At 64.3% G+C, this 12655-nt stretch carries 9 protein-coding genes; 6 read left to right on the top strand and 3 right to left on the bottom strand.

Annotated elements, in window-relative coordinates; genetic code table 11:
- The 4 genes from WA702_RS16865 to WA702_RS16880 all read left to right on the top strand — a co-directional run.
- A partial coding sequence (locus WA702_RS16865; protein ID WP_425111680.1) for a gluconate 2-dehydrogenase subunit 3 family protein occupies window positions 1-656 on the top strand: 656 nt, incomplete at its 5' end.
- Window positions 646-2355, top strand: a complete 1710-nt coding sequence (locus tag WA702_RS16870) for a GMC family oxidoreductase (RefSeq protein WP_425111681.1) — start codon at window positions 646-648, stop codon at window positions 2353-2355. The genes WA702_RS16865 and WA702_RS16870, both read left to right, overlap by 11 nt.
- Window positions 2333-2776 carry a PPC domain-containing DNA-binding protein gene (locus WA702_RS16875; protein ID WP_425111682.1) on the top strand — a complete coding sequence of 148 codons (444 nt, stop codon included), beginning with the start codon at window positions 2333-2335 and terminating at the stop codon, window positions 2774-2776. Before WA702_RS16870 ends, WA702_RS16875 begins: the two co-directional genes overlap by 23 nt.
- Window positions 2777-2830: 54 nt before the next feature.
- On the top strand, window positions 2831-3256 hold the full coding sequence (locus tag WA702_RS16880; RefSeq protein ID WP_425111683.1) for a hypothetical protein: 426 nt from the start codon (window positions 2831-2833) through the stop codon (window positions 3254-3256).
- A gap of 165 nt (window positions 3257-3421) precedes the next feature.
- Here WA702_RS16880 and WA702_RS16885 read toward each other — a convergent pair whose 3' ends face one another.
- The 3 genes from WA702_RS16885 to rpmB all read right to left on the bottom strand — a co-directional run bounded on the left by WA702_RS16885 (window position 3422) and on the right by rpmB (window position 7933).
- Window positions 3422-4681, bottom strand: a complete 1260-nt coding sequence (locus WA702_RS16885) for a DUF2235 domain-containing protein (protein WP_425111684.1) — start codon at window positions 4679-4681, stop codon at window positions 3422-3424.
- Window positions 4682-5208: 527 nt separating this feature from the next.
- Window positions 5209-7212 (bottom strand): HAMP domain-containing methyl-accepting chemotaxis protein, encoded by a 2004-nt coding sequence (locus WA702_RS16890; RefSeq protein ID WP_425111685.1) that lies wholly within the window; start codon window positions 7210-7212, stop codon window positions 5209-5211.
- A gap of 412 nt (window positions 7213-7624) precedes the next feature.
- Complete coding sequence (gene rpmB / locus WA702_RS16895; RefSeq protein ID WP_425111686.1) at window positions 7625-7933, bottom strand: 50S ribosomal protein L28; 309 nt, start codon at window positions 7931-7933, stop codon at window positions 7625-7627.
- A 511-nt stretch (window positions 7934-8444) separates the two neighbouring features.
- Between rpmB and WA702_RS16900 the strand changes: the two genes are divergently transcribed.
- A complete protein-coding gene (locus WA702_RS16900) occupies window positions 8445-9242 on the top strand; it encodes a DUF3108 domain-containing protein (protein WP_425111689.1) in 798 nt (265 codons plus the stop codon).
- Window positions 9243-9815: 573 nt separating this feature from the next.
- Window positions 9816-12655, top strand: a 2840-nt coding sequence (locus WA702_RS16905) for a helicase-related protein (protein WP_425111687.1), incomplete at its 3' end; no start/stop codon positions are given.

A 12655-nucleotide genomic window follows, 5' to 3' on the forward strand; every position in this document is an offset into this window, starting at 1 on the left:
GGCGGCCTTCTGATAGTCCTGATCGCTATCCCGACTATAACGTTCTCGCCAAATGGTCCGGGCCGTCCTGGAACGAGAAGACGCGCGAGGTGATCAGCCGGCGGCTGGCGATCGGGCCGGAGCCGAGATATTTCAGCGCCGACGAATTCGCGACCGTGACGGCGATCGCCGCACGGATCATCCCGCAACCGATCGGGCGCGCGCCGGTCCCGATCGCAGGCCTGGTCGACCACAAGCTCGACGGCGAGGTCATGGATGGCTATCGCGTGCCCGGCATGCCACGCGACGGCGAGGCATGGCGCGCCGGGCTGAAGGCCCTCGATGCCGAGGCGCAGGCTGCTTACCAGATGCGTTTCTCGCAATTGGCAGAACCTCTGCAAGATGTGCTGCTGCGCAAGGCACAGGCCGGCGAGTTGAAAGCGCCGGAATGGGGCGGAGTGCCGTCGGACGTGTTTTTCAAGAAGCGCATGGCACGCGACATCGTGCTTGCCTACTACTCGCATCCGACCGCTTGGAGCGAGGTCGGCTGGGGCGGCCCGGCAAGTCCACGCGGCTATGTACGGCTCGATTATAACGAGCGTGATCCCTGGGAAGCGGCCGAGGCCAAGCAGGGCGATGAAGAATCGGCGCGGCGGAGCAATCGCCATGTCCGCTGATCCCCGACATCAGCCGCGGGCGCGCAACGGCCGCGCGCCGGACGTGTTCCGCCCCGGCGGCTGGGTGCCGATGCGGCAATACAGCGACAAGGATGAGGTCGATTTCGTGATCGTCGGCACCGGCGCAGGTGGCGGCACGCTGGCCTGCAAGCTGGCCGAATACGGCTTTTCGGTCGTGGCGTTCGACGCCGGTCCTTACTTCAGGCCGCTGGAGGATTTCGCCTCCGATGAGTCGGAGCAGACCAAGCTCTATTGGACCGACGACCGCATCGTCGACGGCGCCAATCCGCTGCAGCTCGGCAGCAACAACAGCGGCAAGGCCGTCGGCGGTTCGACCGTGCATTTCGCGATGGTCTCGCTGCGCTTCCGTCCCGAATGGTTCAAGTCGCGCACCTTGCTCGGCTATGGCGCCGACTGGCCGCTCGACTGGCGCGAGATGTGGACCTATTACACCGAGGTCGAGCAGGCCCTGAAGATCTCCGGCCCGGTCACCTATCCCTGGGGACCGCCCCGTCCGCGCTATCCCTATCGCGCCCATCCATTGAACGCCGCCGCACGCGCGCTCGCGCAGGGATGCGAGGCAATGGGCATCAGCTGGACCGAGACACCGCTCGCGACCTTGTCGGCGCCGCGCGGTCTGGCTCACCCCTGCGTCTATCGCGGCTTCTGTACCACCGGCTGCTCGACCAATGCCAAGCAGAGCGCGCTGGTGACCTGGATTCCGCGCGCTATCGACGCCGGCGCTGAGATACGAGACCTGGCGATGGTCGGTCGCGTCGAGGTCGCTCCATCCGGCCTCGTCTCGGGCGTGCACTATCACCGTGATGGCGCCTGGCGCTTCCAGCGCGCCCGCAATGTGGTCGTTGCGGGATACGCGATCGAAACGCCGCGGCTGCTGTTGAACTCCGCAACCGACAGATTCCCCGACGGACTCGCCAACAGCTCGGGCCTGGTCGGAAAGAATCTCATGGCGCAGTCCAACCAGGCGGTATGGGGACGGATGGATGAGGAGATTCGCTCTTACAAGGGGCCGCCCTCGCTCGCCATCACCGAGCATTGGAATTATGATGATCGCCACAAGGACTTCTTCGGCGGCTACGCCTATATGAGCCAGGGGCCATTGCCGCAGCTCTGGGCCAACACACTGATGAGCGCACGCGGCCTGTGGGGCCAGTCGCTGGTCGACGCCATGAAGGACTACAACCACGTGGTCGGCCTCAAGATCGTCGGCGAGATGCTGCCGCAGGAATCCAACCGCGTGACCTTGGCCGACGAGGTCGACCAGTACGGCTTGCGGATTCCCCGCGTCACCTATTCGTGGTGCGACAACGACAGGCGGTTGATCGATCACTCTCTTGGATTCATGAAGCAGGCGCTCGAAGCGGTCGATGCCACGGACATCTGGATCCAGGACGACGACACCTGCCATCTCAACGGCACCGCGCGGATGGGCAGCGATCGCGCCACCAGCGTCGTCGATGCGGACTGCCGCAGCTGGGACATTCCCAATCTGTGGATCTGCGACGGCTCGGTGTTTCCGACCGTCGGCGGCGTCAATCCCTCGCTCACCATCCAGGCCATCGCCTGCCGGACCGCAGACCGAATTCGTGCGCTCGCCCGCCGGGGCGAGCTGAGCGTCACCGCGCAACGCCATCAACGATCGGAGAAGGTCCATCATGCAGCACCAGCTTCTTCATGAGAACAACGGCCAGCGCACCTTTGCGCTGGTGCTGCAAACCGGCGACGAGGCGATGAGCTCGATCGAACAGTTCGCGAAGCAGAATCGCGTCTCCGCGGCCCAGATCGGCGGCATCGGCGCCTTCAGCGCGGTGACGCTGAAATATTTCGATTGGGAGCAGAAGCGCTACCTCAGCAACGAGGTCAATGAGCAGGTGGAGGTCGCCTCCTTGCTCGGCGATGTTGCACTGGCGCCATCCGGCGAGCCCTCCATCCATGTCCACCTGGTCGTCGGCCGGCGCGACGGCTCGGCAATGGCCGGCCACCTCGGAACAGGGCAGGTGCGCCCGACGCTGGAGCTTGTCGTGACCGAAAGTCCGGCGCATTTGCGCAAAGTCAAGGATGCAACCACGGGTCTTGCGCTAATAGAGCCAAAGACGTGATAGCATGCAGCGGCAGCCGTCGTCTGCCGTTGGCCACTCAAGCAGGGCTTGCCCATGCGCGTTCCCGTACGGAAATTCGCCCACGTGCTGGAGCGACTGGGCCTCGCCTTGGCGGGCGCGGCTTGCGGCATCTTCGTCGGCGCCCATGTCGGCACCAGCGTGCCCTGGCTGACCACGCAGGGCTTTCTGCTCCTGATGCTGCTGTCGGGTGCATTCGGCTTCTATCTGGGCATCGATACGCCGCCACGGCCATTCCATCCGCATGAGGAGGGCACGCCCGCAGCCCGGAAGATCGATGCGCCGGAATTCTTGAGCGCGGTTGGCACCTTCTTGGCAACGCTCACCGCCTTCGCCTCGGTTGTCATCATCATTCTGCGCGAGCCGCCGCACATTGCCTGGACCTGGCTGATCATGGCCGGCTGGGTGGTCGGCGTCGCCATGCAGATCATCGCCGGCGCGATCGCGCGCGCCCGCAAGTAGCTCCCACCGTCGTCCCGGCGAACGCCGGGCCCAGAACCACCGTTGTTAGTTATCCAGACCGGCTGGAGCGACCAGCGCGTCGAACTCATGGCGGCCTCGAGTATGGATCCCGGCGTTCGCCGGGGCGACAGCGGAATATGCGGCGCTCACCGTCTTACGTCTCTCCTAACTCTCCCCCTGCACCGGCAGCGGCACGCGTTCGTAGGATGTGGGCAGGTTGACCGGACGGTACTCCGGCAATTCGGCGATCCGCATCAACACGCTCTCGTGAATGTGCGCGCCCTCTGGGATGACACGCGGCTCCGCGTCCGGAATGTAGCAGCCGAAATGCACCTTGCGTTGCGGCCACTCCTTGTATTTCGCGCTCTTCGGGATGTATTCGAGGATACGCCACGCCGGCGTCATCGAGTTATGCAGCACGCCCCGAATGCTGGGCGCGACATAGCTGAATGGGCTGTTCTTGCGCTGGTGGCCCCAGGCGAGCTGATTGACCGTGCGCGGGTTTACGCTGAGGCCGGCTGCGATCGCCTCGTCGATCATCCACAGCAGCGGATATTTCGACAGCGCGGAGTCCTTTTCCGGATAGCCGCCGCCGACGTCGGAATGCACGCCGGCAAACCACACCTGCTTGATGTCCTGCTGCTCGGCATGGATGTCATTGAAGCGGTTGTGCTTGAAGGGCTGCGGATCGTCCCATGTCTTCAGCCGGAACATGCAGCGCCGCTCGTCGATCGCCATCGCCTGGCGGAAGATATTGACGCTGGGATTCTGCAAGGTGAATGCCAGCTCCTCCAGGCTGAAGAGGACGAAGAAGCGGTCGCGCCGCGGTACGATCACGCTGGCGACGGTGTCCCACACGCCGACGAAATGGATGGTCGGCCAGCGTGTCGAGGTGATGCGGGCGAATTGTGCCGCGAGGTCGAAGCGGTCCGCTGGGATCGGCCCGTCCTCGTCGGCCGTCTCGCGCGCGGTCAGCAGGCCGTGTCCGGCTTTCGGATTGTCGCTGGAAAATTGCTTGTAGGCGATCAGGCCCGAGCCGGCGAGATTGACCTGGTCGGGCGAGATCAGTCCGACCTTGTGGATCAGCCCGGCCAGCACGCGCACCGTATAGGCGCCGCGGGAGAAGCCGAACAGGAAGATCTGGTCGCCTTCCTCGTAATTGTGGACCAGGAAGCAGTAGGCCGACAGCACGTTGTCGTCGAGCCCGTAGCCGGTCGCCAGCCCGAGCACCAGGTTGAAATTGGCCTTGAAGCGGTGCCAGGTGTCGGGCTGCGCCAGGGTGCCGACGCCGGGGTCGTAGAACACGGCTTGGCGCGGCATCGTCTTGCCGGTCTTGCGCAGGCAGCGATAGAGCTTGAGCACATTCGAGATGTTCTCGCTGATCTCGTTGCCCGTTCCGTCGCAGCAGATGACGATATTCTTCATTCCGATTGCAACCTTGTGAAATGCGACCTTTGCGAGTGTAATGGATGTTCTCCGGCTTGGGGAGATGGGGTTTTGTGACAGTTCGATAGCGGCAATGACGGATATCTAGCATAGCGCGCTCGCGGACGTTGTGTTGTGCCTCACAAGGCGCTCTCGCAGATCCATAACCCCGATAGCCGCCGGTTATGGCGGTTCGTCCTCAATTTTGCGCATCCCCTTCGCGGGGCGTTCCACGCACGAGGATCGAGAGAGTGGCGAATGAAGAGACAGCCGTTCCAGCCGATACCGCGCTGCGGCTCGGCAAGGCGCTCGGACATCGGCGCAACTCTGGCTCAATCTGCAGAATGATTTCGATATGAGGACTGCGCGGAGCCGGATCGGCAACGAATCGGACAGGATCAGTCCAGTCGAGCGCGAGGCAGCCGCGTGATATGACGGTGTCTGGCATCCTGACCGCGCAAAATAAAACGGCCAGGTCTTTCGACCCGGCCGCTGTCGTATTCGATAAATCTGCAGATCGCTCGCCCTCAGGCGGCGCGGACCGAACTGAGGAATTTCGAGACCTCGGATTTGAGCCGGCCGGAGTCGGCGGACAGGGTCTGTGCCGCGGAAAACACCTGCGACGAGGCTGCGCCGGTCTCAGTAGCGCCGCGCTGCACGTCGGTGATGTTGGACGAGACCCGCTCGGTGCCGCGCGCAGCCTGCTGCACGTTGCGCGAGATCTCCTGCGTCGCGGCGCCCTGTTCCTCGACGGCGGCGGCGATGGTCGAGGAGATTTCCGACAGCCTTTCGATGGTGCCGGAGATTTCCTTGATCGCGCTGACCGATTCCTGCGTCGCGGTCTGGATGCCCGAGATCTGCTGGCCGATCTCGCCGGTCGCCTTGGCGGTCTGTTCGGCGAGCGCCTTGACCTCGGTCGCGACCACGGCGAAGCCGCGGCCGGCCTCGCCCGCGCGCGCCGCCTCGATGGTGGCGTTGAGCGCCAGCAGGTTGGTCTGGCCGGCGATCGTGTTGATCAGCTCGACGACATCGCCGATCCGGCTTGCGGCCTTCGACAGCTCGCTGACGCGATCGGTGGTGCCGCGGGCCTGGGTGACGGCGTCGCTGGCCATCCGCGCCGATTCCTGCACCTGACGGCTGATCTCGTTGACTGAGGATGACAGCTCCTCGGTCGCGGAAGCGACCGATTGCACATTGCTGGACGCTTCGTCCGAGGCGGACGACACGTTCGACGCCAGATCCTGCGAACGTGCCGCGGCCGAGGTCAGGGTTTTGGCCGAACCCTCCAGCTCGCGAGATGCCGACGACACGGTTTCGACGATCTGGCCGACGGCGCTTTCGAAATCGTCGGCCATCCGGCTCATCTCGGCCTTGCGCTGGCGCGCCAGTACCTCGTCCTGCCGGATCTTGCTCTCGGCTTCCTCGCGGGCCCGCTCCTCGGCCTTGAGCTTGAAGGTCTCGACCGCTTGCGCCATGTCGCCGACTTCGTCCTTGCGGTCGAGTCCCGGCAGCACGACGCTGAAATTGCCGCCGGCCAATTCCTTCATTCCGGCAGTGAGGCCGGACAGCGGCCGCACGATGCCGCGCGCGATCAGGAAGGCGATGGCTAGCCCGATCAGCACGGCCAGCGTGGCGATCGTTTCCTGTGCCGAGATGGTGGAAGAGATGCGGTCGCCGGTATCGGTCGTGGTCTTGTCGAAGGCGGCATCGATCGAAGTCTTGACCTTCTCCATCTTCTCGATGGCCTTCACGATCGCGGGCGTGATGCTGTGATAATAGAGATCGTCGCCGCGAACGAGGTTCGGACCGGTGTTGTCGAAGGCCTTCTGATACTTGTCGACGCCGCTCTTGACCGACGCCAGCATGCGTCCGAGTTCGGGCGGAAGGTCGGTCTTTTCGAGTTGCGCGATCTGTTCCTGCGTCTTGCCGACATTGGTCTTGAAGGTGGCGAAGCCCTTGGCGTCACGGGTCGCCAGCATTCGCCAGTTGGCGATGCGCACCAGCAGCACCTTCGTCTCCAGCGCAGCCGCATCGCGCTCGAACGGCGTGCCATGCGTCGCGTCGACGAATTTCTGCACGTCCGCCGCCATCACGTCGCCTTCGCTGTAGAGCAAAGCGCGACCGGCGAGCATCTGCTTGACGGCCTCGCCGAGTTCGGCGCGCTTCGCCTTCAGTTCGGCAATGTCCTTGGCGGTTTCGCGATAGCCGGCTTTGCGCTCTTCGCTCCGGGTGGTAGCGATCGCCTGATCGAGCAGCGTCGTGATTGCGGTCAGGCGCTTGTCGGACTCGACGAAGGACGCCTCGTCCTGATCGAAGGCGTAGCGGAGGATGCCGCGGCGGATCGCCTGCAGCTCGCTCTGAATGTCACCGACCCGGATGGTGTTCTTGGATTGCAGCGTCATAAGGTCGACCTGCTCGCGGATGCCGGTCAGCTTGGAGACGCCGAAGATCGCAAGGCCTGCAGCAAACAGCAAGAGAATGGCGAAACCGCCATAAAGCCGGCCGCGAATTCTAAAATTTAAAACTGACATTGGGACCATCCCTACAGTGGTCGCCGGCCGGATGGTGGAGGGCGAACTCCGCGGCGCCGGTGAACGGGTTGGCGCGACACACTGTCGCGCCTATGACCTGTAAGGCTTAGTTTCCAACCAAAGACTGAATTACCCGCGCCGTAGTAATACGGAGCTAACCAAGGAACTCTCTGATTTATCGATCGAAACGATTATTTTAGCAAACCGCAGCACGTGGTTGTGTCCTGACACCTCAACTGGAGGAGCCGGCCGCGTCGCGGAAACCTGATGTTAAGACAATCTCCGCCGGCCACCGCGCAAAACAAAACGGCCGGATCTTTCGATCCGACCGCTGCATCACACTCTGAACGCCACTAGCTGGACTCTTACGCGTACACGCGCCCCAAGCCCCAGCCGCAAAACGTCTTGTTGGTTAGCTCGCCTTGGCGACGGGCGCCGTCTCGGCGGACTTCTTCTCGATGGCGCGCTTCAGGTCCAGCGCGCGCGGCGACAGCACGGCGGCGTTGGCCTTGCGCAGATAGGCGTCGAGGCCGCCATTGTGGTCGACGCTCTTGATCGCATTGGTCGAGACCCGCAGGCGCACGTTGCGGCCGAGCACGTCCGAGATGAAGGTGACGTTGCACAGGTTCGGCAGGAAGCGCCGCTTGGTCTTGATGTTGGAGTGGCTCACCTTGTGGCCGACCTGGGGGCCCTTGGCCGTCAGTTCACAGCGCCGCGACATGTTGCAAATCCTCTTTCATCCCCGCACCCGTCGTCCGCCAAGGGGGCAGCGCGGGGGTCCAAATTCCAGTCCATCTCTGGGAGACGCGGACGTATAGGGGGGACGGCTTCAGGCGTCAAGGTTGGGGAGAAGCGAATGGGGAGTGGCGAATAGCGAATGGAGTAGGGGAACTCGGCGTGGCGGCGTATTCGCTCCATTCGCTACTTGCCTCTTACTCCCCGCTCGCCATTCGCCGGATCGCTAAAAAAGCGGCGTAAGATCAAAGGTATAGGCTAGGTCTCCCAACCATCAAAAGGGCGCATTCAGAGCCGAAAGCGAAGTGCCACGATTGCCGTCAAAAAGGTTGAAAAGCCGTCTTTTGAGGCCACACTGCGTTATCAGCCCGTCCTTTTCGCGTAAATGACGATGCGGTTGGCAGTCAGCGGCGGCGGTTTTCGCAGGATCATCCTTCGTGAGCATCGGAACGGCGACCTCATTCCTTCTCCGGCGCGGCCTCGCCGCGGCGGGGCCTGTGCTGCTGCTGTGGGCCGCAGGGCCGGCCGGGGCCGCCGCACAGGGCAGGCTCGATGCGCAATATGAGGCGACGCTTGCCGGCGTCCCGATTGGTCGCGGCACCTGGGCGATCGAGATTGGCGATGATACCTACGCGGCCGCCGCGCAGGGCGGCACGGCAGGCCTGCTCAAGGCTTTCGCGCAGGGCTCCGGCACCGGCGCGTCGCAGGGGCGCATCGTCAATGGTGCGCTGGTCGCCAACGCCTACCAGGCCTCGACCACCACGGGCAGAAAGTCCGAGCAGATTCACATCACGCTCTCGAACGGCAACGTGAAGGAGTCCGGCATCGAGCCCGAGCCGCCGGTCGATCCCGACCGCGTCCCGGTGACGGATGCGCACAAGCGCGGCGTATTCGATCCGATGACCGCTTCGCTGCTGCGCGTGCCCGGCAATGGCGAACTGATGACACCGGAAGCCTGCCACGCCGGTACGGCGGTATTCGACGGCCGCATGCGCTACGATTTGAAGCTCGATTTCAAGCGCATGGAGAACGTCAAGACGGAGAAGGGCTATCGCGGCCCGGCGATCGTCTGCGCCATCTATTTCACGCCGATCGCGGGCTACATTCCGGACCGGCCGGTGATCAAATATCTCACCACCGCGCGCAACATCGAAATCGCCTTCGTGCCGATCGCGGGCACCCGGATTCTGGTGCCGTTCCGGATGGTGATCCCGACCCCGTTCGGCACCGGCATGTTGGAGGCGACGTCGTTCGTGACGCAAACCCTGCCGCCGCACGTCGCGAAGACACAGTAGCCACATTCCTCGTCATTCCGAGGCGATGCGAAGCACCGAACCCGGAATCTCGACATGATTGAGAGTGCAGCCTTGGAATCTCGCCCAACTACTTCGAGATTTCGAGTTCGCGACGACGTCGCGCTCCGGAATGACGGCGTTTGGCGAGGTTTCGCGCCGCGCCTACGAGCACCGGCTCACGCGAACGTTCCTATAAATCCGTTTGACTCCTGATCGATTCTGATTCGACTCGCGTGTGCTCCGACTGTTCACCGTTCCAGTCGTAAAACGGTTGCTTGTCGGTCTTATCAAAACTTGATCTAGTGCCTCCGAGCGGCGTGAGCGCGACATGTTGAGCGGACGAAGCCGGAAGAACAGACGAGTCAGCGATTCCTTCGCGATTCGTTCACATGGCGTTCCGAAGCTTAAGGTGCGATCCTATATGCGTAGCAATGTGAGACAGATCTAAGCGGACGGCACCTTCAAAACGTGCGCGTGACGGCACCTTCGAGACGCGCGTCGTTGGTTCCATTGCCGCGCGAATTGCCCTGATTTCGGCGCTGACAACGCCGGCACGAAAGCCCAAATTAGCGAATGGCCTTTTCTCCCCTCTCGGCGACCTCGCCCTTCGAGCGTACGCCCGACCGTGCCCCGGGCTCCGGCGTCACCGCCGTGCTCGGACCCACCAACACCGGCAAGACCCATCTTGCGATCGAGCGCATGCTGGCACATTCGAGCGGCATCATCGGCCTGCCGCTGCGGCTGTTGGCGCGCGAGGTCTACAACAAGATCCTCGACCGCACCGGCCCTGAGTCGGTGGCGCTGATCACCGGCGAGGAGAAGATCAAGCCGAAGGCGCCGCGCTTCTGGGTGTCGACGGTGGAGGCGATGCCGAGGGATCTCGACGTCGCCTTCGTCGCGGTCGACGAGGTCCAGATCGCGGCCGATCTGGAGCGCGGCCATGTCTTCACCGACCGCATTCTCAACCGCCGCGGTCGCGACGAGACGTTGCTGCTGGGCGCGGCCACGATGCGGCCGATCATCGAGCGGCTGCTGCCGGGCGCCTCGATCGTCACGCGTCCGCGATTGTCGCAGCTCGAATTCGCCGGCGACCGGAAGATCACGCGCCAGCCGCGGCGCACCGCGATCGTCGCCTTCTCGGCCGACGAGGTCTATGCAATTGCCGAATTGATCCGCCGCCAGCATGGCGGCGCGGCGGTGGTGCTGGGGTCGTTATCTCCGCGCACGCGCAACGCGCAGGTTGCGATGTTCCAGAACGGCGATGTCGACTACCTGGTTGCGACCGACGCCATCGGCATGGGGCTCAATCTCGACGTCGACCACGTCGCCTTCGCCTCCGACCGGAAATATGACGGCTACCAATTCCGCCGGCTGACGCCGTCGGAGTTCGCCCAGATCGCGGGCCGCGCCGGACGGGCGACGCGCAACGGCACCTTCGGTACCACCGGACGTTGTGCGCCGTTCGAGCCCGAGCTGGTCAATGCGCTCCAGAACCATACGTTCGACACCGTGAAGGTGCTGCAATGGCGCAATGCGAGGCTGGATTTTTCGTCGCTGAGCGCGTTGCAGGTGTCGCTGGCGCTGGCGCCCGGCCACGAGGCGCTGACGCGTGCACCCAGCGCCGAAGATCAGCGCGTGCTCGATCACGTCGTACGCGATGCCGAGGTGCGCGACATCGCGCATGGCGCCGCCGCGGTGGAGCGCCTCTGGGAGACCTGCCAGATCCCGGACTATCGCAAATTGTCGCCGGCGGCGCATGCGGAGCTGGTGACCACGGTATTCGGCTTCCTGATGCAAAAAGGTCGCATTCCGGATGCGTGGTATGCCTCGCAGGTCGATCAGGCCGACCGCATCGATGGCGACATCGACACGCTGTCGGGGCGGATCGCACAAATCCGCACCTGGACCTTTGTTGCCAACCGGCCCGACTGGCTGCGCGACCCCGACTACTGGCAGGGGATTACCCGCGACCTCGAAAATAAATTGTCCGACGCGCTGCATGAACGGCTCACGGAGCGTTTCGTTGATCGCCGTACCAGTGTATTGATGCGCCGCCTGCGGGAGAACAGTGTTTTGAATACGGAAATCGGCAAGACCGGCGAAGTGATCGTTGAAGGGCACGCAATCGGCCGGCTGGATGGATTCACCTTCGCGCCCGACACCGCCGAGGCTGGCTCCGAGGCCAAGGCCTTGCAGGCTGCCGCCCAGAAGGCGCTGGCCGGCGAGATCGAGGCGCGGGCGGAGAAGCTCTCCGCCGCTCCGGACGAGCACATCGTGCTGACCGCCGACGGCACCGTGCGCTGGACCGGTGATGCGGTGGCCAAGCTGGTGGCGGCCGACGACGCGCTGCATCCGCGCCTGCGCATCATCGCCGACGAGCGGCTGACGGGCGCGGCCCGCGACAAGGTGCAGGCCCGGCTCGACCTGTGGCTGAAGACGCATATCGAGAAGCTGCTCGGCCCGCTGTTCGAGCTCTCCAAGGCCGAGGACATCACCGGCATCGCGCGCGGCATCGCCTTCCAGCTGGTCGAGGCGCTCGGTGTCATCGAGCGGGCGAAGATTGCCAACGAGATGAAGGATCTCGACCAGGCCTCGCGCGCGACTTTACGCAAATACGGCGTGCGCTTCGGCGCCTACCACATCTACCTGCCGGGCCTGCTCAAGCCGGCGGCGCGCGCGCTGGCCGCGCTGCTGTGGGCCGAGAAGCATGGCAATGTCGACATGTCCGCGCTGACCGGCGCGCAGCATCTGGCAAGCTCGGGCCGTACGTCGTTTCCAGCCGACAAGGCGCTGCCGCGCGATGCCTATCGCGTGCTCGGCTACCGGCAATGCGGCGAGCGCGCGGTGCGCGTCGACATTCTCGAACGTCTCGCCGATTTGATCCGCCCGGCGCTGGCTTGGCGCGAAAATGCGTCCGGCGAGAAGCCGGCCGGTGCCTTCGACGGCCGCGGCTTCGTGGTGACGCAGGCGATGACCTCGCTCACCGGTTCGGCCGGCGAGGACTTCGCCTCGGTCCTGAAGGCGCTCGGCTATCGCATGGAAAAACGCGCGCCGCTGCCGCCCAAGGAAATTGTAAAGGACATCGAACAGCCGGCTCCGGCCGCTGAGGCTGAGCCGACCGGGCAGGCCGCGCCAACTGAAAACGAAGCGGCTGCAGCCGCCTCCGGCGAGGGCAGCGAGATCGTTGCCGCGGCGCCGACAGCGATCGGCGTCGATGCTGCGCCGGATGGCTCCACTGAGGCCGTGCCGACGGTGGCGGAAGCTGCCGTGGCGCCGGTGACCGAGCAGGTCGTCGCGGCGCCCGAGCCGAGCGAGCCGGTCTCCGCGGCCTCGGCACTGCCGACCGTCGATTTCGTCAGCGCAGCGGCGGAAGCGCCTGCTTCCGAGCCCGAGCACAGGGCACCCGAATCGAC

It is taken from the genome of Bradyrhizobium sp., from assembly GCF_049798375.1.
Taxonomy (GTDB): domain Bacteria; phylum Pseudomonadota; class Alphaproteobacteria; order Rhizobiales; family Xanthobacteraceae; genus Bradyrhizobium.